Origin of the sequence: Streptosporangium amethystogenes, from assembly GCF_000721075.1 — a bacterium.
Classification (GTDB): Bacteria; Actinomycetota; Actinomycetes; order Streptosporangiales; family Streptosporangiaceae; genus Streptosporangium; species Streptosporangium amethystogenes.
In genome coordinates this window covers 24,043-41,552 of record NZ_JOEQ01000031.1, presented here as the reverse complement: position 1 = coordinate 41,552, position 17,510 = coordinate 24,043, and the positions used below count along the sequence as shown (strand labels likewise).

Sequence of the window (17,510 nt, the reverse complement as noted above, 5' to 3'; positions counted from 1 at the left end):
GGGTTGATCACGTGATGCGGGCGATGTCACCTTAATTCAGTGGCGGAGGGCCGGGCGGCAAATACCGCGCGCCACGCGGGTGGCGGTCCGCCGCGAAGAATTCGCCGAGGCTCCGGCGGGATAATTGTGTTGAGCTTTCTGCGGTATTTAGCTGATATTTGTGGATTTGCGGGACGGTCTCCTGAAAAGCCGATGGCCACGGTCCGCCGGAAAGTGGTTGTCGGGCCTGCCCCCTACACTCCCGGCATGGATCTGAGGCGGCTCACGGACGAGGTCGAAGCGGTGTCGGGCGCCTATGCCCGCAGGAACGGGATCACCCGGGATGACACCTGGTTCCTGCTGAAGCTCCAGGAGGAGGTCGGCGAGTTGACGCAGGCGTTCCTGATGCGTTCCGGCCAGGCCAGGGACAAGGGGCACTCCGCAGACGAGCTGGAGCTGGGCTTCCGGTCCGAGCTCGCGGACGTGCTGGCACAGCTCCTGGTCATGGCGCGACATCACGGGGTCGACCTGGAGGCGGAGGTCGAGCGAAAGTGGATGCCCTGGCACCCTGACCGGCTCCCCGCCGACAGTGGCGGGACGACCGGTGCCGATCCGAACGAGGCGGCGGGCCCCGCTAGCGGCCACGCTCCCTGATCGCCGCTTCGATCCGAAGGCCGATGCCGGCCACGGTCAGGATCAGCATTCCGGTGAGGGCCTGGTCGGGTAGTTCTCCGTCGTTGGCGACCAGGAGCAGGAGAGCCTGGGCCACCCCAAGAACGAAGGCCACGTTTCCAGCGGCCCTCACGGTCTCCGCGTCGTCGTTCGTCCTGCGGGGTGTGGTGTTCTCCGGCTCGTTCACGGCGAGGATCATTCCATCTCGGCAGACCACATCGGAAGGGGACGTTTCTTCCGTTCCCGGCGCTGGAAATCACCCCGGAGCAGAGGCTGCCGCTGGAGGTGTCAAGAGTCGTGGAGCAGTTTTATCAGCAGGACGATGATCAGAATGGCGAAGGCCACGGCGGCGAAGAGAACCCCGAGGGCGACGACACCGATCACGATTAGTTCGTGGGTCTCGGGGAGGAGAAGGTCGCTTCCCGCGTAGGCCGGCACGGTGGCTCCTGGTCAGCTTGGAGCCTTGAGGATATGTGATGTCACCGGAGGCGAAAAGCCGGTCCGGCGAAAAAAGGGGGCTCGCCTCTTACCGGCGGACATCCGGGTGCGGTGAGCGGTCTGGTTATCGAGAATGTCGCCGGTTGACGGACGGTAGGGCATTTCGTATGTTCCGCGTGGGCCGTCTCCTGGGCGCCCCGGGCCGGAAGGGGTTGCGATGACCACCGAACGGGATCCGAACGGGACTTGGCCGGACATTGTGCCCGGACCACTTGCCACGCCGCCGCCGGAGTTCGCCCGCAGGCGCGAGTCAGGGCCGTTGGAGCCGGCGACCATGCCCAGCGGCGACCGTGTCCCGGTGGCCGTCAGGTACGAGGACGTCCGGGCACTGCTGGCCTCGCCCACCTCCAGTCGCAACCTGCGCCTGCCGGGGTTGCCGCGGTTGGTGAGCGGCATCGGCATCGATGACGACCCGGACGCGCTGATCAATCAGGACCCGCCGGAGCACACCCGCTACCGCCGGATCATGCACGGCACCTTCACCCCACGCCAGATCGAACCGTGGCGCCCGCGTATCGCGAAGATCGCCCAAGAACTCCTCGACGGCCTGGGCGACGACTTCGATCTGGTCCAGGGATACGCGCTGCGGCTACCAGGCCATGTCATCTGCGAGATGCTCGGTGTGCCGATGGAGCACTACGAGCGATTCGTCCGGTGGACGGACATGTTCCTGACCACCTCCACGGCCACCGAGCAGGCTCGCTACAAGGGCTACACCGACTTCATGGCCTATGCCGCGGAGCTGGTCGCCCAGCATCGCGCCGAGCCCGGCGGTGACCTCATCGACCTGCTCATCCAGGCCAGGGACGAGGACGACCGGCTGTCGGAGGGTGAGCTGGTCAACACCGTGTTCTCACTCATCACGGCCGGCCACGAGACGACGGCCTCGATGATCGCCCGCGGTGTCTTCCGGCTGCTCCTGCACCCTGGCCAGTGGGCCGAGCTGGTCGAGGACCCGACCCTGACGGCCACCGCCGTCGAGGAGATCCTGCGCTTCGACGGGCCGCCCGCCAGCGCCTTCATGCGCCGGATCACGGAGGACACCGACCTGCCCGGCGGCTCGCTGAGCGCGGGGACGGTCGTCATGCCGAACCTGAACGCGGCCAACCACGACCCGCGGGCGTTTCCCGAGCCTGGCCGGTTCGACATCCACCGCTTCACCGACCATCCCCCCAACCCGCATGTGGCATTCGGTTATGGCCCGCACCGCTGCCTGGCCGCCAGCCTGGCCAGGGTCGAGCTCACCGAGGCGATCAGAGCCCTGGTCACCCAGCGGCCCACTCTCCGTCTCACCGTCTCGCCCGAATCGGTGACCTGGACCGACGGCCTGGTCCTCCGGCCGGCGGTCATGCCCGTCGCCACGGGTGCGGATGGTCGATCTCAGCCGAGATGAAACGTCGTCAGAGACGGAAGACCGGTGATCGTGTCGTGCCGGTTCTTCCGTCGGCTCCGTTTCGATGCGGCGGATCCTCATGCGGTGAGATCCTTCGCGGCGGCGCGGATCTCGTCCAGCAGGACCACGAGATCGTCCTCGGTGGTGGCCGGGTGGAGGATGCAGGCGCGCAGTGCCGCCGTACCGGAAAGCCGGGTGCCGGTCAGGAAGGCGCGTCCGCGGCGTTGAACGGCGGCGGGGAGGGCCTGGTTCAGGGCCTCGACCTCACCGGGGGCCATCGCCGCGGGCCGGTGGCGGAAGGCGGTGATCGAGGTGACGACCGGGGCGAGCAGGTCGAAGTCGCCGGAGGCCTCCACCATGGTCGCGAGCGTGCGCGCGAGTCCAGTGGTGCGCCGGACCAGCCGGGTGATCCCGTCGCGCCCGAGATGCGCGATCGTGGCCCACACCCGCAACGCGCGAAAGGAACGGGTCTGCTCGGGGCCGTACTCGGAGAACCAGCCCAGTTCGTCGGCGTCGTCGTCGCGCAGGTAGGGCGGTACGAGGCTGAAGGTGTCGCGCGGCCCAGCCGGATCGCGGAAGAGGACACAGCCACAGTCGACGGGGACCCCGAGCCACTTGTGCGGGTCAAGGGCGAGGGAGTCGGCCAGTCCCAGTCCGGCATAGCCGGAGTCGGCCTCTTCGGCGAGGACGCCGAGGGCACCGTAGGCGCCGTCGACGTGGAACCACAGGTCATGCTCGCGCGCGACCTCGGCGATGTCCGCCAGCGGGTCGACGGCACCGGTGTTCACCGTTCCCGCGCTGGCCGTGACGAAGAACGGCCGTACTCCCGCGTCCACGTCCGCGGCGATCAGGCGGCGCAGCGCGTCGGCGTCCATCCGGAAAGCCCCGTCGACCGGGACGGTGCGGAGGTGGCGGCTGCCCAGGCCGAGAAGTTCGGCCGCCTTGCGCAGGCAGCTGTGCGCCTCGGCCGGCAGGTACATCGCCAGCGGGCGATGCCGGTAGAGGCCACTCTCGCGGACGTCCCATCCCTCGCGGTGGCCTGCCCGCTGGCGGGCCGTGGCCAGCGCGACGATGGTGGCCATGGAGGCGCCACTGGTCAGCAGCCCGGCGCCCGGAGGGTGTGGGTAACCCACCAGCTCCGCCAGCCACCGTACGGCGGTGCGCTCCAGCAGAACGCCCGCGTGATCGCCTCCGGCGCAGCTCGGGTTCAGGGCGGCGGCCAGGGGGGCGACCAGGACGCCGGCGGGTGACGGCGGGGAATTGACCCAGCCGAAGAACCGCGGGTGCCCGTTGCCCATCGGGTAGAGCAACACATGGTCGCGTATGTCGTGGAGCAGGTTCTCCAGGGGGCGGCCCGTGGCGGGAAGGGGCTGGTGGGAGAGCCATGAGCGGTCCGCGTCGGGCACGGGTCGCCACACGGGTCCGCCGGGCAGCGCGGTCAGGTGGTCGGCGACCAGATCGGCGGCCGACCGGCCGGCTCGGCGGAGGTCATCCACCGTTTCCGCCGACCCCTGGACCGCGGTGTCCACCGGCCGACCGGCCCAGCTCCATGGCCAGGTAGTACACGCACACGTCATCCGCCCCGTTGGCGAAGGCGTGCCGGCGATCGCCGGGAAAGTAGGCGGAGTCCCCGGCGTTCAGGAGGTAAGGCGTGTCGTCGACGGTCAGGCGGAGGCAGCCCGACTCCACAGCCACGTACTCGCGCGAGCCCGGTGGGTGCGGCGAGAACTCCCCGGCGTCGACATCCGGTTCCAGGGTGGTGCGCATCAGCTCGAACTCCACACCCGGCAGCACGGGGGAGAGGATGCGCCGTTCCCAGCCGGAGGGGTCGCGCACCAGCCGCTGCCGGTCATGCGGCAGGATCACCACCTCGGCACCGGAGGGTTCGTCCAGCAGCCGGGCGATCGAGGTGCCCAGAGCGGTCGCCAAACGGTCCAGGACCAGCACCGTCGGTGTCTTCGCGCCCCGCTCCACCGCCGACACCATGCTCCGGCTCACGCCGCTCAGCTCGGCCAGCCGCTCCAGCGCCAGGCCGCGTGCCCGGCGCTCGGCGCGGAGTCTGACCCCCAGCTCGGCCATCGACAGACCGCTGGACAGGACGGTGCCGTTAGCCATGTTTCCACTATAACGACATATATCCTCTCTATAGAGGAATTTTCTCCGCCGCCTGCTGGAATCGGGGGGCCGCCCAAGCCGGGTCGGCGTCAGGTCGCTCATCGGCGCGGAGCCGTCACCCGTTGGTCGATCGGCGCATGACCCGGCGTCACGCCGACCGGGTTGACAGCAGCCAACGCCGGCCGGGCTTAGTCCACGTCGACGTTGTCGAGGAGTCGAAGGAGGCGCGAGAGTACTCGGGCGCAGGCGGCGACCTCGGCGTCGGTCAGGTCGCCGCCGACCTGGCGCAGCACCGCGCGCTCGCGGTCGATCACGGCGGTGATGGCGGCCTGGCCCTCCTCGGTCAATCGGATGAGAGAGGACCTCTTGTGCGCCGGGTTGGGGACGGACTCGACCAGGTGTCGTACGGCGGCGTCGTTGGTCATGCGCTGCACGAACTGGCGACTCAGCGCCTGGGTCCGGCCCATCTGGGGGACGGTCATGGGTCCGTGCTCGCGGAGCATGTTAAGCACGGCCCGCACCCCGACCGACAACCCCTCGATGGGCGCGTCCTGCTCCACCTTGCGCTGGGCGCGCCGGTACAGCGGCCCCACCAGGTCGAACACCTCGATGAGCCGGTCGGCCAACTCTTCGGACGCCAGGCCACGGTCTGTTTCGCTCACCTCACCATGATGACACCCGGGTTGTCATCTTTGGCCAATAATGACACCCTGGTTGTCATGAATGATCTGTTCTGGCTCGACACCGGCGCTGGCCGGCCCCTCGTCCTGCTGCACGGCGGCTTCGTGGACCACAGCATGTGGGATGACCAGATTCCCGTCTTCGCCTCGCGGTATCGCGTCATCGCGCCCGACGCCCGCGGTCACGGCCGGTCTGCCAACGCCACCGAGCCGTTCCGACCCACCGATGACCTCGCCGCACTGCTACGCCACCTGGACACCGGTCCCGCGATCCTGGTGGGAGTCTCCATGGGGGCGAGCATCGCGGTCGACACCGCGCTGGAGCACCCGGAACTGGTCGACGCCGTGGTCGTCGGCGGTGCTGGGACCAGCGAGCCGTATTTCACCGACCCCTGGACCACCCGGGCCCTGGCCGTGTGGCACTCGGCGATGGCCGTCGGTGATCTTGATGCCTCGGTCGAGGCGTTCACGCTCTTCGCCGCGGGCCCGCACCGCACCCTCGACGATCTCGATCCCGAGGTTGTGAGCCGCCTGCGCCGGATGGCCCGGGGCACGATGTCCAAGCACACCGGCGACGAACCCGACCGGCTCGTGCCGGTGCGCGACACCTGGGACCGCGCCGCCAAGATCGACGTTCCCGTGCTGGCCATCAACGGCAGCTTCGACTCGCCTGACCACATCGGCATGGCCGAACGCCTCGTCAGCACCGTTGCCAACGGCGGCGCGATCTCGGTCGACGGGAGCGCCCACTACCCCAACATGGAGCGCCCGGCCGTCTACAACGAGATCCTCGAAGACTTCCTGCGCACCTTGTGACCACACCGCCGACGGTTCCGATGAGGTAGTCCGCGCGGTGGCGTCCTTTGTGAGGGTGTCGATCTGGACGGGCCTGCGGGGCGCGGCCAGATCCAGCCCGATCGCCAGGCAGACAACCGAGCCGGAGTGTGCCTCCAGGTCCAGCGCCGGTCCGTTGTGGACGGCCTGACCTGGCCACAGCCAAAGTACCGCGCCGGAGTCGCGGCAGGTTTGTGAAAGCGATGATCTGCTCACAGCGCCACCATCTCCTGTGAACGAGTTTTTGAGACATGGGACGCGAGTCCGTGCTCATCATCGCCGTGGCGCTCTTCTGTCTGAGGATGGGCGTGTACGGACTCACCTCTCCGGAACCTGGGTCGTAAGGCCTTTGTTCTCCCCAAAAGCTTTCCCCCTTATTAGGAGACATATAGCGTTATTTATCGGACCGAGGGCGGTGGGGTTTGTCCGCCTGTGAGGCCAGGGGGGGAATGCCGTGTCCGGTCCGCACCCGCTGGCCGAAGACGATCCCCGGCAGGTCGGTGACTATCGGCCGTCGTCCCCTGCGCGATCATCGAGCCGTCCTTCATGGCCAGGATGGTGTCGGAGTGGCAGGAGGCGAAGTTGATGTCGTGCACGACCATGACCACGGTCTTGCCGTAGTCGTCGGCCATCCGTCGCGGGCGCCGCATCATGTGCACCGCGTGCCGCATGTCGAGGTTGTTCAGCGGCTCGTCCAGCAGGACGTAGTCGGTGTCCTGGCAGAGCACCATGGCCACGTAGGCGCGCTGCCGCCGGCCGCCGGAGAGCTGGTCCAGGTGCCGATCGGCCAGGTCACCCAGCTCGAAGTAGTCGATGGCCTCGTCGACGAGGACGCGCACCTCCTCCGGCCGCCCGTCGAGGAGTCCGGCCGGGGTGAGGTCGCTGACGCCCACGAAGAGCGAGCCGGCGGCCAGGACGGCGAGCAGTACCGTCCCGGCCACCAGGTGCCAGGCGCGCAGCCGCGCGGGGAGCGGCCTGCGCGTCACGACAGGCTGTCGCCGACTGCCTTGACCATGCCCTCGACCGAGCTGAGCGCGGTCGGGGCGAGGTACCAGGTGAAGGGGTCGAGGTACACGATCCTGTCGCCCTTCGCGGCCTTGGTCCCGTTGACCAGCTTGTTGTCCAGCACCTGCTTGGCGGCCTTGCCGCTCTCCCCGATGGCCGAGTCGCGGTCGACGACGTACAGCAGGTCGGGGTCGGTCTTGGCGATGAACTCCGCCGATCCGGCTCGGCGATGAGATGGCCGTCCGTGCCGGCATAGCGCGTTTCGTTCCAGAAAGGCGCGGGCCGGTGTGGCGGCCATCTTGTGCCGTTGCTCCGTCATGGGCCTACTTGGATTCGACCCGTCCGAGCGCGTCGGGCCCGGCCGTCAGTGCGTCACACGCCGTCTGCCAGGCGGGATCCCCGGGGTAGAGCTCGGTGCGAAGGTAGGCCCAGGTGAGCCACTGGACCGCGGACACCCGCTCGGGGTTCTCGTCGGTGGTCTCGGCGACGTCATATCCGGAGATCCCGCCGAGCCCGTGCTCCGCGCCGAACAGCGTGAGCAGGGACTTGGGGCTCGGGGAGAGGAGGTACGGGTCGGTGTGCCAGTCCGCGCCCTGAACCGTCAGGTGGGCGGAGGTGTCCTTGTCGCCGGCGACCACGAGCGTGGGCGTCGTCATCTCGGAGAAGTCCGTGGTCGAGAAGAAGGGATAGTTCTCGGCCGTGGACGGGGTGAGGGCGTCGCCCCCTCTGCCGGGCGCGGCGAGCAGCACTCCCGCCTTGATCCGGGGCTCGGCCAGGTTCACTTCCGTTCCGTCGTGCGGATCGGTGAGCCGGGCGCCCAGCAGCAGGCTCGCGGTGTGCCCGCCCATCGAGTGCCCGGCCACCGCGACCTTGCTCGGGTCCAGGCGCCCGAGGAGCTGCGGGACGGCGGCCTCGATCACGTCGAGCCGGTCGAGGATGCGCCTCATGTCCTCGGCCCGCGATCGCCAGTACATCGGCGCCTCGGGGTCGTCGGGGTCCAGGCTCAGCGTCCTTGAGCTCAGATGGGTGGGCTGGATCACGACGAAGCCGTGCGCCGCCCAGAAGTTGGCGAGCGGGGCGTAGCCGTTCAGCGAGGAGAGGTGGTTCGAGTAGCCCTGACCGTGTGAGAGGAGGATGACCGGCAGGTCGCTCCCGATCACCGGCGCGGAGACCCGCACCTCCAGGTCCACGGCGCGGCCGGGAACCGACAGCACCACCGGACTGACCGAGAGGACGGGGGTGGGCGAGCTGATGGTGTCGGCTGTGTGCGTCGATGCACTCATGATGTGTGGTTCCATTCGGCCGGAGGCGGGTGAGGCGGACAGGAGGGTTCCGCTTCGGTTACCCTCAAAGCGGATCGTTGTTCCGGAACAATACGGAACCATGTTCCGCTTTGTCAATCGGTCGTCCGGAAGGAGAGCGCGGTGTCGACTGCAGGCCAGTTCGGGGAGGTGCCGGCCCGAAGCAAGCGGGCCGACGCGCTGCGAAACCAGCAGACGCTGCTTGCCGCCGCCGCCGCGGTGTTCGTCACCTCCGGCGTCGACGCGCCGATCCGTGAGATCGCGGCCAGAGCCGGTGTCGGGATCGGGACGATCTACCGCCACTTCCCGGCTCGGGCGGATCTCGTCGTCGCCGTCTACCGCCACCAGGTCGAGGCCTGCGCCGAGGCCGGCCCGACCCTGCTGGCCAACGCCGACTCGCCGTTCGCGGCACTGCGCGAGTGGGTCGACCTCTTCGTTGACTTCCTGGTCACGAAGCACGGACTCGCCAACGCGCTGCAATCGGACAGCGGCGGCTTCGACGCGCTGCACACCTACTTCCTCGACCGCCTGGTGCCCGTCTGCACGCAGTTGCTCGACGCCGCGGTCGACGCCGGCGAAATCAGGCCAGGTACGCACGCCTACGAGCTGATGCGCGGCATCGGCAACCTCTGCGTCGGACGTGACAGCGACCCCCGCTATGACCCCCGCCGACTGGTCGAACTGCTCCTTCGGGGACTACGGCGAGCGCAGTCGTCCTGATGCCGGTGGGGAGCCCGACTCCTGCGAGGGACTGTTCGGAATTGCCGATGCGTATGTCACCGGTTCGGTGTGCGGCCATCGATCGTGTGGGACAGTCGTGGCACTGTTGTCTATGCGGTTTCGAAGCGGGAGCTATGGCGGCGGAGTTTCAGCTCGGCGATTACATTCTGGTTCAGGACGACAGGACCCTTGAAATCTTTCACCGGGGTCTGGCTGAGAGCAGTCGCTACCATGTGGTGTTTCTTGGGGTGGATGCCCAGCCGCACGGCGATGGGTTCAAGGTTCGGGTCGGCACGAGGCAGGGAGACGACCAGGTCACGGGCGGGGTGAGACTGAAGATGAACCAGGAGGAGTTCGCGCGGTTTCGTGATTTCATCGCCTTGGCCATCGCGGCGCGCGACCGGGTGATCCCTCTGAACGAGCCCTGAACCATAGGGGCTTCAGTGCGAAAGGGCTGCCCCCGCTCATGGCGCGTCCTGCCAGGGCCTTGAAGAAGGAAAGCGGGTAACGAGAATCGAACCCGCTCTGCGTAAAGCGGCCGGGGCCGGTCGTGAGCGACCCCTCGTTACCGGGGTTGATGGCACGACGATCACCGTGGGAACGTACCGCGCCGGTCAGGAGAAGTGGGCTTCGGGGGCCGGCCAGGCCCCGTCTTCGGTGAACTGCGATCCCCAGTAGAACGGGTTCACGTCGCGAAGGGTGCGAGCGCTCCACCCCGTCACGCTGGAGTCGTCGGGCACACCGACCTGGACATCAGGCCCCCACAAGGCCAGGCGCTCCTGGCAGATGCCACACGGGGGAAGGACGAGGACGCGCTCACGTTCGGGGTCCCGATATACGCACACGGAGGCGGTGATCTTCTTGTCGAGCGTGTAGGCCTGGCAGATGGCACCGGTCTCATGGCATAGGGAGACTCCGCCGTTGAGGTTGTCCAGGCCGACGCTGGTGAGGATCCGCCCGTCATCCAAGTAGACGGCCGCGGCACCACCCTCCTCCCCGGCAGGCCATCGCCGATCCATCTGTGCGATGGCCGCGTTGACAAGACTTTGATCAAGCTGCATGTAGGAATCGTGACACATCAAGACTCGGCAGAGCCCCGCCGGCCACCCGGTAGACCGCCCAGGCACATATCGCGATCACCTTGGAGCCCAGGCCCCCGCCGGAGGCCTGGAAGACGGTGCGGCAAGTGGTAAAAAGCGGTAGCGATCAGGAGAGCGGATCGCGCGGCGTCTGGACGCGAAATCGTCTCCTCGGGACAGCCCGAGGCGATAGTGGGTGTGGTTCTTCCCGGATGGCATGTCCGAGGCCGGGCTCTCCTCATGAGGTTCGTGATGGCGTGTATCCCCGGTGGATCAAAGGGATAACGTACGTCGAATGACGCCGACCGTGTCCTCATCCTGGACGGCGGCGTCATCACCGCGGACGACCCCCATCGGAACCGCCTCACCACCGACGAGAACTACCGCCTGGCCGTGGCCCGGTGACGAAGAACAGCGGAACTGTGATTCTTGACCTACGGCCCGTTTGGGCCTGCCACTCTCGACGTCGGCGAAAATTCCGTCAGCGCTCGGTGGGCGGCTCCATCCGTCCTGACGGCAGGTCCCGCAGCCGGCGTAGGGGCGAGGCCAGCAGGATCAGCCCGCTGAGGGCGAAGATGCTCAGCATGATCCACAGTGTGGCCCTGACACTGAACGTGACGGCCAGCGTTCCTGCCAGCAGGGCGCCCAGCGGCATCGCGCCGAAGTTGACCACCTGGCTGCTGGTGCTCACCCTCCCCATGAGTGCCGTGGGTACGTAGCCCTGGGTGAAACCCGAGAAGATCACGTTCCCCGCGACGACGCCGGCGATGATCACGATGCTGGCGATGACGAACGGCACCAGCATCACCCCCTGATCGGCACATGCGATGAACAGGCCGGCCGGAGGCAGTGCGGCCTTGCCGACCAGGAAGGCACGGGCACTGCCCAGCCGCGCCGCCAGCGGCCGCGCCGCGAAGGCGCCGATGACGCCTCCCAGGCTGGTCACGGCGATCAGCGCGCCGGTCGTCGCCGCGCTCAGCCCGACGTCGTCAACCAGGAAGACGACCAGAAGGGACGTGTAGCCGGTCAGCGCCAGGTTGGCGACGCACCCGTAGAGCATGTTGCCGCGCAGCAGCGGGTCGGCCACGACCGTCCGCATCCCCTCCCGGATCTCGCTGCGCAGCCGTCGCCGCGGGCCCCTCTCGACGACCTCCCGGTGCCCGATGCCCTGGAGGCAGAGGGCGGAGACGGCGAAACTCGCGGCGTCCACCAGGAGCCCGCCGACAGCCGAGAACAGTTGCGCGACCAACCCGGCCACGCCCGGCCCCGCCAGGTTGGCCACCTGCTCGCTGCCCTGCAGCTTGGCATTGGCCTCCAGCAGGTCCTCGCTCTGAACCAGGGAGGGCAGATACGCGCGGTAGGCGGTCGCGAAGAACACCTTCGCCGTGCCCGCGACCAGGGCGACCAAGGCGAGCTGGACGGTGGTCAGCATGCCCAGGACGGCCGTGACCGGCACGCTCAGAAAAGCAGCCATCGACACGTAGTCGGCCACCAGCATCACCGTGCGCCGTGGGAGCCGGTCCACCCAGGCGCCCGCGGGCAAGCCGATGACCAGCCACGGCAGCCACGTGGCCGCCGCGAGCACACTGACCTCGAACGCGGAGGCGTGCAATGTGGTCACCGCGACCAGCGGGAGGGCGACGCTGGTGACCGAGCTGCCCAGGCTGCTGGCACTCTCGCCGATCCAGAGCAGCCGGAAGTCACGCCCGCGGAGCAGGCCGAACCGGGGCGGCCGGACGATGGGGGTGGTGGGGGTGGTGGGGGCCTGGGTCATGGCTGCCCTGGCACCGCCCGGGCGAAGGCGAACACGGTCTCGCGGTCTCTGCCGTCGTCGGGTAGCTCGCGTTCGGCCCATCGGGTCATCACCGCGGCGATCTCGGCGGCGAACTCGGCCAGCTCGTCGTCGGTCACGTGGAGCCAGGTCTCGCTGGAGAAGGGACCGCGCGGCCAGCTTGTGGGTTCTCCGTCGGTCCTGCGGAACACCGCGGATGGCATCCAGATCGTCGTCGCCGTGCTCACTCGTCGACGGTTCCGACCTCACCGTGAACCCGCTCCTGATGATCGAAGTTGTCGAATCAGTGGTCCGGCGGCTTCGATGAACCCGTGTCCCTTCCGTTCTCCATGCGCGCACGCCGACCTTGGCCGGCCATTCGCAGGATCATGATCATGATCCTCGGCCTGCTCGCGCTGACCGGCTGCACCCGATCGGCCGAGCCGCCGTCGTTGCCGCCCGACGGCGTCTACGACCACGTCGCAGCGGATGAGAACTCGCGGGCCGACCCCGTCCCGGCCGGCGGTACGGCCGGGTCCGTCACTCGGCCGTTGAAGGAAGCCGGCTGGTTCTGCGCGCACGTCCGGGCCAATGCGGACGGCCGTGCCCTGTGGTGTCGGATCGGTCACCGTGACCAGGCGGACACGGTCCACCCGCAGGTGGCGCAGTTCCTGCTCGACCATGACGACCGCCTCGTCTGGGCGTGGTTCCCGCCCGTAGGGCAGCCGGATAACCAGGTCGCCGCTGCTGCGGCACCGGCGCTGGCCGCGATCTGGTCCGACGCCGGTGATCGCGTACGACAGGAGATCAACGATTTCGATCGCGACCTCCGGAGCCGGAGGGTGCAGCGGATCGACGAGACCCCCCGGACCGCGTGGCGGGACACGCATGCGGACTACAACTATTCCGTGATCGACGGACTGGTCGTCACCGCCCGGGACAATGCGGTACGACGCTGGCCGTTCGGCGCCGAGCGCTACGCGACCACGATGAGCTCGGTCGTGGATGATCTTCGGGCCGGTGGTTACGACTGCGCCTATCCGCCCCAGGAGAGCTGCAACCGCTCCCAGTCGAACGGCTACTTCCGTGTCACTCTCAACGGTGATCAAATCGTCTCGGCTCGGTTCGGCATCGGCAGCCTGATCGAGTCGGGGCGGCAACGGCATCCGCTCAGCCAGGAGTTTCCGCGCGGCCTCACCTTTCTCACCGAGGCGGTTCGCCGCCCGGTCACCGAGCGCATCGAACAGTCCCGGCGGTCCGGCACCGGCTTCGCCGGCATTGTGGCGGGGACGGTCGTGATCATCGACGCGCGTCGGGGCGGTGCCCGCGAAGATAACTTCGCGGCGTATTTCGACATCCAGATCGGCGCACCGCTGGCCGCGACCCTGCCCAACTGATCGCGCAGGTCGGAGTGACGCCTCGGCCCGCCGGTAGTGCGGCGGCCCCTCGTAATCGGCTGATCCGAGACGCGGGGGAAGAAGACCATAGAGACGATCAAGGCCCGTGCCGGGGATCTACCACCGTCCTGGGCCTTTGAGATGGAGCGGGTGACGGGAATCGAACCCGCGCTGTCAGCCTGGGAAGTCTCTATCGTGCCTAGTCACTGACCTGGGAGACGCTGACCTTCGGGGTAGCGCTTCGAGTACCCGTGGTTCCCCTTTGGTCACTCTCCTAGCGGGCACGCAACGGGCATGACGCCGGTACGCCTGCCCGAACCGCATGAGCAGCTCCGGCAGGGGCGCTCTGATCAGCCGCACATGGACCAACGCACCTACCCTCTAGGCAGGGGCCCGTGAAACATGAAGGTCTCGGGCGACCGCGTCGAGTGCGTCCTTCGCCGACTCCGACGTGGTGACCATGAGCACCACCCCGTGATCCGCCACCCACATCATGTCTGTGCCGTCCCCGGAGACCACCGGATCGGTGGCCTTCCTGGGCTCGACGGGCCAGCGCATGACATTCAGCGTAAGGATGTCCAGAGCATCGCTCATCTTGTGCTGTGGGTGGTAGACGGACACCTGAACCATTCGATCACCGTCACCTCGCCAGCGAAGCGCCGTTCCGCTCAGGTCAGCGGCCGTCGTGGGCATGGCTTCCGGCTGGCTGAGGCCGTCAGGCAGGTAATGTACTTCAACCCCATCGACCTTGAGGGCAGGGGTGCCGGCGGCGACTTGAGCGGGCTGTGAGGCGACGACATAGACTTAGGCCGACGGCCGGGCGAAGTCACCGATGGACGCAGTCTGCAAGATCAAGCATGCTGGTTCCCCCTATACGAGGATCGTCCCCGACCACGTGTGGCCCACCATCATCGCTGGGCGACCGTTCGGGTGGTACCGGCCTCGATGCCCGTCAGCGGTTTGGATGATTTCGGCTCGTATCGGTTGGCCGAGCCCATCAGCACTGGCCGCACCCTCATGCGTTGAGATGCTGGAGTAGTCGCGCGTCGCCGAGTTCCTTAGCCGTCTCCAGAACGAGGTCTCGCATGTACCAGTCTTCGTCGTCACGGGGTTCGGCGAGATACCTGCGGACTCCGTCCAACCCTCGGCGATCACCGCGCAGTGCGAGACCCCGCGCGGCCTCTACGGCGATGATCAAGCAGGGGTCATCGAGACGTGCGTATAGCGCCTCGCGAATCACCGCGTTGTCGTCTTCGAGCCCCGCCAGACCCGCCGTCGCCCAGTCTCTGTTCTCGTCGTCGGTGTCCTGGGTCAGTCTGATCAGCGCGGATAGCCCTTCGGCGTTGCCTTTCGGCAGCACCGTCGGCAAAACGCGCGCGACAGCATAGCGGATCACCTCGCTGTCGTGGTCGGCTAGGCGGACGACCTCGGGGAATGCGCGCTTGTTCCCATGATGGTTGAGTGCGAAGATCACTCCGGAGAGCAGGGTGGGATCGCTTTCCTGGGTGGCCATCCGCCGCAGGATCGGCAGGCTCTGCTCGTGGAAAGGTCGGCCGTTTGCGACGCCGAGCTGTGCCAGGATGTCCGCCCCCAAGAGCCGCTCCGCCGACTGCGTGCTGGCGCACAACTCTACGGCTCCCTGGAATGTCTCGGTGTCCCCCCGAATGTGCAGTACGCCTATGATCGCCCACCGCTCCGCGTCATCTGGATCGGCGTACGCGAGGGCGCGCTGGGTCAAATCCGCGAACGGGAGATGAATCCCAAGACGGGGTTCGAGCATCCTTGCGATCGCCGCGTGACCGGTCTCCATGGCCAGTTCTATTGGCCCGTCGTCTGTGTGCAGTTCGGCGCGCACCAGTTCGGTCCCATCCTGGAGCTGCTCACGCTTGATCACAAGGGGTTCGGTTTCCTGGCGCCCTTGCGCCCGGCTCTTCGCTCTGCGTTCCAACTCGGCTTCGATGTCGGTTGAGGCCAGCCTCGACGTGATCTCATAGGGCGTCTTCCCATCGCTGTCGAGAACGCGAGGATCGGCGTCATAGGTGAGCAGGGCCTCAACCATGTCCACCGCTCCTTGCTCGGCTGCTACAGACAGGGGTGTCCGCCCGTTGCTGTCGACATGGTTCGCATCCGCACCGCGGGAGAGCAGCCTGCTGAGTGCTTGTTCATCCCACGAACGCACGGCAGCCGTCAGTCCATCAACAGTCATGCCCGCAAGTGTGAAGAGTTTCGAACTGTCATGTAAAGAGGTTTATACCCATGGCACCGATGGCCGGCGAACGGTCAATATGACTGAGTCTTCTTCGGCCTGCCAGGAATGGTCGATGCCGACGTAGTCGCATTGGTGTTCGAGGGGCGTGCTGCTCAGATTGAGGTCAAGGCGGAAGCGGCCTTGGATCAGCAGCAGAAGAGTGGTGCGTTGGTCGTCGGCGGTCCACTCGGGGCATTGCTGGCCGGCGGGGTGGACGCCCCGCTTCACTTCGAGCGCGTCGGTGGAGCGAATGCCTCCGGCTCCGGAGTCGACGAAGTGGCCCATGAGCCGGCCCCGGTACTGGTCGGCGTCGTCGGTGTAGGAGTTGGATGATCCGGTGAAGCTGAACGAGAAGGTCGCGGCGGGGATCGCGGAGGAGTACCTGGACCGGTGGCGACGTGTCGCGCGCTACGACGAGCTTGCCGTGATGGAAGAGAACGGTGACAAGGACTGGGAGCACGTCACCGGAGAAGACGGCCGGGAGTACAAGGTCCTCTTCTACGTGCTCCCCCATGAGGAGGAGAGGCTCCGGATGGTGGTCTCAGTGAACCACCGGAGGAGGGATCAGGTGGCTGCTGACCCGCTGGTCCGGGAAGCGGTCATGCGCTCAGACGGCATTGTGACCACACCGGCAGATCTGGCCGAGCTGGAGGACCGTTGGCTTCTGCCCTACCGGGGGATGCAGGTGGTTCAGGTCCGGGTGAGTTATCAGTTGACATTGCTCCTCGACGGTGACGTCCAGGTGAACATCGAGTCCACGGCGACGCTCACCAGCGGCCCACTGAGCGCTCCCGATGCGAAGCCGGTCCAGCTGGCCCCTGAACGCCAGGAGGTGGCGCCGGCCCTGGCTCTCTTCGGCGCGACAATCGTGTCGCCGGTTGCCTTCAAGTCTGGTGCGCTGCGGTTGGTCTTCGACACCGGGACGCACCTGAACGTGAAACCCGATCCCCAATTCGAGGCGTGGAGCATCCGTGGTCCTGACGATTTACGCTTCGTCTGCCTGCCGGGCGGTGGACTTTCGATGGGGCGCCGCCGGCCGGGACCGGCGCCCACGCCGCACGCCCGGTCATGTTTCCTAGAGCGCGCGTCAAGCATGTGATGGGATCGACGCGTCAAGTATCAATCGGACTGTGTCGAGGTTCGTGTCACCACCAGCGGCCGTGAGGAGGCGGAGCGGATCTGTTCGGCGGTGGTGGGCCGGTGATTGCCAGATCATCGCTCCGATCGAGTCCGTCTACCGGCGGGAGGGCGAGATCCAACGCTCCGAGGAGTTGCTCCTGCTGATGAAGACCACCGTGGAGCGGTTCGAGGACCTCGTCCGGTGGGTGCGGGAGCTGCACTCCTACCAGGTACCGCAGATCGTCGCGGTCTCCCTGACGGTCGGCAACACCGACTACCTCGGCTGGATCAGACGGGAGACGCCCCCGGCCTCAGGCGAATAGGGACGGTCTCCAGGCCCACCTGAGTGAGCTCCTCCACAAGTTGCGCTCTTGGGTCACGGACATCCGAAGGGCTTGTCACTGGTAACGATCGTCAAGGTGCCCCACGTTGCCGCCCCTCAGCCTCACACGAGGAGCCGATTACGATCCGTAGCAGCCATCAACCAGCGGACATTGTCATTCAGGGCCTGCTCCGGGGTGGATAGTGACACGTGTCCAGGCGTTTCGTCCGTCATTCGGGCTAATGATCTTGAAGCGACTCGCTCGTGCAGGCAGAACGCTTGCGGTCGCGTCTGTATAAGAACAGGGAAGGGCACCCCCAGAAGGTGCCCGCGATCCCTCCAACGGTCTTCGGCGGAGTTGGAGGCAGATCGTAAAC

At 67.2% G+C, this 17,510-nt stretch carries 22 protein-coding genes; 8 read left to right on the top strand and 14 right to left on the bottom strand.

All coding sequences use genetic code 11. The annotated features are described in order from the left end of the window. Nucleotides 1–246 precede the first annotated feature (246 nt). Nucleotides 247–633: a nucleoside triphosphate pyrophosphohydrolase family protein gene (locus tag IG98_RS0133620; protein ID WP_051753288.1), complete on the top strand. Its 387-nt coding sequence runs from the start codon at nucleotides 247–249 to the stop codon at nucleotides 631–633. On the opposite strand, the gene IG98_RS0133615 is transcribed toward IG98_RS0133620, so the two are convergent. Beyond that, complete coding sequence (locus IG98_RS0133615; protein ID WP_157594668.1) at nucleotides 614–838, bottom strand: hypothetical protein; 225 nt, start codon at nucleotides 836–838, stop codon at nucleotides 614–616. The two genes, IG98_RS0133620 and IG98_RS0133615, sit on opposite strands and share 20 nt — an antisense overlap. 101 nt (nucleotides 839–939) lie before the next feature. Next, nucleotides 940–1,089, bottom strand: a complete 150-nt coding sequence (locus IG98_RS51115; RefSeq protein WP_157594667.1) for a hypothetical protein — start codon at nucleotides 1,087–1,089, stop codon at nucleotides 940–942. Between the two features lie 217 nt (nucleotides 1,090–1,306). Here IG98_RS51115 and IG98_RS0133605 point away from each other — a divergent pair, with 217 nt between their 5' ends. Continuing rightward, entirely contained in the window at nucleotides 1,307–2,542 is a 1,236-nt protein-coding gene (locus IG98_RS0133605; RefSeq protein WP_037971902.1) for a cytochrome P450, read from the top strand. A 77-nt stretch (nucleotides 2,543–2,619) separates the two neighbouring features. Here the strand turns inward: IG98_RS0133605 and IG98_RS0133600 are convergent, their stop codons facing one another. The 3 genes from IG98_RS0133600 to IG98_RS0133590 form a co-directional block, all read right to left on the bottom strand. Next, on the bottom strand, nucleotides 2,620–4,038 hold the full coding sequence (locus IG98_RS0133600) for a pyridoxal phosphate-dependent decarboxylase family protein (protein ID WP_030921618.1): 1,419 nt from the start codon (nucleotides 4,036–4,038) through the stop codon (nucleotides 2,620–2,622). Continuing rightward, complete coding sequence (locus tag IG98_RS0133595) at nucleotides 4,031–4,657, bottom strand: helix-turn-helix domain-containing protein (RefSeq protein ID WP_157594666.1); 627 nt, start codon at nucleotides 4,655–4,657, stop codon at nucleotides 4,031–4,033. Before IG98_RS0133595 ends, IG98_RS0133600 begins: the two co-directional genes overlap by 8 nt. A 188-nt stretch (nucleotides 4,658–4,845) precedes the next feature. Next, entirely contained in the window at nucleotides 4,846–5,319 is a 474-nt protein-coding gene (locus tag IG98_RS0133590) for a MarR family winged helix-turn-helix transcriptional regulator (RefSeq protein ID WP_030921611.1), read from the bottom strand. 57 nt (nucleotides 5,320–5,376) lie between these two features. Between IG98_RS0133590 and IG98_RS0133585 the strand changes: the two genes are divergently transcribed. Beyond that, a complete protein-coding gene (locus IG98_RS0133585; protein ID WP_030921606.1) occupies nucleotides 5,377–6,153 on the top strand; it encodes an alpha/beta fold hydrolase in 777 nt (258 codons plus the stop codon). A gap of 416 nt (nucleotides 6,154–6,569) precedes the next feature. Here the strand turns inward: IG98_RS0133585 and IG98_RS53725 are convergent, their stop codons facing one another. The 3 genes from IG98_RS53725 to IG98_RS0133565 are packed head-to-tail and all read right to left on the bottom strand — an operon-like array spanning nucleotide 6,570 to nucleotide 8,459. After that, entirely contained in the window at nucleotides 6,570–7,157 is a 588-nt protein-coding gene (locus IG98_RS53725; RefSeq protein WP_245651828.1) for an ATP-binding cassette domain-containing protein, read from the bottom strand. Beyond that, nucleotides 7,154–7,495, bottom strand: a complete 342-nt coding sequence (locus tag IG98_RS0133570; protein WP_030921600.1) for a substrate-binding domain-containing protein — start codon at nucleotides 7,493–7,495, stop codon at nucleotides 7,154–7,156. Before IG98_RS0133570 ends, IG98_RS53725 begins: the two co-directional genes overlap by 4 nt. Nucleotides 7,496–7,499: 4 nt before the next feature. Next, nucleotides 7,500–8,459 (bottom strand): alpha/beta hydrolase family protein, encoded by a 960-nt coding sequence (locus IG98_RS0133565; RefSeq protein ID WP_030921597.1) that lies wholly within the window; start codon nucleotides 8,457–8,459, stop codon nucleotides 7,500–7,502. Between the two features lie 141 nt (nucleotides 8,460–8,600). On the opposite strand from IG98_RS0133565, the gene IG98_RS0133560 reads away from it, so the two are divergent. Both IG98_RS0133560 and IG98_RS0133555 read left to right on the top strand, forming a co-directional pair. Then, nucleotides 8,601–9,197 carry a TetR/AcrR family transcriptional regulator gene (locus tag IG98_RS0133560; protein WP_030921594.1) on the top strand — a complete coding sequence of 199 codons (597 nt, stop codon included), beginning with the start codon at nucleotides 8,601–8,603 and terminating at the stop codon, nucleotides 9,195–9,197. A 134-nt stretch (nucleotides 9,198–9,331) separates the two neighbouring features. Then, nucleotides 9,332–9,625 (top strand): hypothetical protein, encoded by a 294-nt coding sequence (locus IG98_RS0133555; protein ID WP_030921591.1) that lies wholly within the window; start codon nucleotides 9,332–9,334, stop codon nucleotides 9,623–9,625. A gap of 186 nt (nucleotides 9,626–9,811) precedes the next feature. Here the strand turns inward: IG98_RS0133555 and IG98_RS0133550 are convergent, their stop codons facing one another. From IG98_RS0133550 to IG98_RS0133540, 3 genes are all read right to left on the bottom strand, one after another. After that, a complete protein-coding gene (locus IG98_RS0133550; RefSeq protein ID WP_030921588.1) occupies nucleotides 9,812–10,258 on the bottom strand; it encodes a cytidine deaminase in 447 nt (148 codons plus the stop codon). A 499-nt stretch (nucleotides 10,259–10,757) separates the two neighbouring features. After that, the gene (locus IG98_RS0133545; RefSeq protein WP_030921585.1) at nucleotides 10,758–12,050 is read right to left on the bottom strand and encodes an MFS transporter; all 1,293 of its coding nucleotides are present in this window, start codon (nucleotides 12,048–12,050) and stop codon (nucleotides 10,758–10,760) included. Continuing rightward, on the bottom strand, nucleotides 12,047–12,295 hold the full coding sequence (locus tag IG98_RS0133540) for a hypothetical protein (RefSeq protein ID WP_030921582.1): 249 nt from the start codon (nucleotides 12,293–12,295) through the stop codon (nucleotides 12,047–12,049). Before IG98_RS0133540 ends, IG98_RS0133545 begins: the two co-directional genes overlap by 4 nt. Nucleotides 12,296–12,436: 141 nt before the next feature. On the opposite strand from IG98_RS0133540, the gene IG98_RS0133535 reads away from it, so the two are divergent. Beyond that, on the top strand, nucleotides 12,437–13,444 hold the full coding sequence (locus IG98_RS0133535; RefSeq protein WP_030921579.1) for a hypothetical protein: 1,008 nt from the start codon (nucleotides 12,437–12,439) through the stop codon (nucleotides 13,442–13,444). 381 nt (nucleotides 13,445–13,825) lie between these two features. Here IG98_RS0133535 and IG98_RS0133530 read toward each other — a convergent pair whose 3' ends face one another. The 3 genes from IG98_RS0133530 to IG98_RS0133515 form a co-directional block, all read right to left on the bottom strand. Continuing rightward, nucleotides 13,826–14,074, bottom strand: coding sequence for a hypothetical protein (locus tag IG98_RS0133530; protein WP_030921576.1), 249 nt, complete (start codon nucleotides 14,072–14,074; stop codon nucleotides 13,826–13,828). A gap of 385 nt (nucleotides 14,075–14,459) precedes the next feature. After that, nucleotides 14,460–15,650 (bottom strand): HEAT repeat domain-containing protein, encoded by a 1,191-nt coding sequence (locus tag IG98_RS47600; protein ID WP_084195836.1) that lies wholly within the window; start codon nucleotides 15,648–15,650, stop codon nucleotides 14,460–14,462. A 42-nt stretch (nucleotides 15,651–15,692) separates the two neighbouring features. Next, nucleotides 15,693–15,977: a hypothetical protein gene (locus IG98_RS0133515; RefSeq protein ID WP_051753286.1), complete on the bottom strand. Its 285-nt coding sequence runs from the start codon at nucleotides 15,975–15,977 to the stop codon at nucleotides 15,693–15,695. Between the two features lie 52 nt (nucleotides 15,978–16,029). On the opposite strand from IG98_RS0133515, the gene IG98_RS45600 reads away from it, so the two are divergent. Then, the gene (locus tag IG98_RS45600; RefSeq protein WP_037971899.1) at nucleotides 16,030–16,791 is read left to right on the top strand and encodes a DUF6188 family protein; all 762 of its coding nucleotides are present in this window, start codon (nucleotides 16,030–16,032) and stop codon (nucleotides 16,789–16,791) included. Between the two features lie 61 nt (nucleotides 16,792–16,852). Further along, nucleotides 16,853–17,134 carry a divalent-cation tolerance protein CutA gene (gene cutA, locus IG98_RS45595; protein ID WP_245651827.1) on the top strand — a complete coding sequence of 94 codons (282 nt, stop codon included), beginning with the start codon at nucleotides 16,853–16,855 and terminating at the stop codon, nucleotides 17,132–17,134. The last annotated feature ends 376 nt before the right edge of the window (nucleotides 17,135–17,510 follow it).

Bases quoted from the DNA above. Each gene is read 5' to 3' on its own strand.
- IG98_RS0133620 (WP_051753288.1), top strand. From the start codon at position 247: ATGGATCTGAGGCGGCTCACGGACGAGGTCGAAGCGGTGTCGGGCGCC.
- IG98_RS0133605 (WP_037971902.1), top strand. From the start codon at position 1,307: ATGACCACCGAACGGGATCCGAACGGGACTTGGCCGGACATTGTGCCC.
- IG98_RS0133595 (WP_157594666.1), bottom strand. From the start codon at position 4,657: ATGGCTAACGGCACCGTCCTGTCCAGCGGTCTGTCGATGGCCGAGCTG.
- IG98_RS0133585 (WP_030921606.1), top strand. From the start codon at position 5,377: ATGAATGATCTGTTCTGGCTCGACACCGGCGCTGGCCGGCCCCTCGTC.
- IG98_RS0133570 (WP_030921600.1), bottom strand. From the start codon at position 7,495: ATGACGGAGCAACGGCACAAGATGGCCGCCACACCGGCCCGCGCCTTT.
- IG98_RS0133565 (WP_030921597.1), bottom strand. From the start codon at position 8,459: ATGAGTGCATCGACGCACACAGCCGACACCATCAGCTCGCCCACCCCC.
- IG98_RS0133555 (WP_030921591.1), top strand. From the start codon at position 9,332: ATGGCGGCGGAGTTTCAGCTCGGCGATTACATTCTGGTTCAGGACGAC.
- IG98_RS0133550 (WP_030921588.1), bottom strand. From the start codon at position 10,258: ATGCAGCTTGATCAAAGTCTTGTCAACGCGGCCATCGCACAGATGGAT.
- IG98_RS0133545 (WP_030921585.1), bottom strand. From the start codon at position 12,050: ATGACCCAGGCCCCCACCACCCCCACCACCCCCATCGTCCGGCCGCCC.
- IG98_RS0133535 (WP_030921579.1), top strand. From the start codon at position 12,437: ATGATCATGATCCTCGGCCTGCTCGCGCTGACCGGCTGCACCCGATCG.
- IG98_RS0133530 (WP_030921576.1), bottom strand. From the start codon at position 14,074: ATGGTTCAGGTGTCCGTCTACCACCCACAGCACAAGATGAGCGATGCT.
- IG98_RS47600 (WP_084195836.1), bottom strand. From the start codon at position 15,650: ATGACTGTTGATGGACTGACGGCTGCCGTGCGTTCGTGGGATGAACAA.
- IG98_RS0133515 (WP_051753286.1), bottom strand. From the start codon at position 15,977: ATGGGCCACTTCGTCGACTCCGGAGCCGGAGGCATTCGCTCCACCGAC.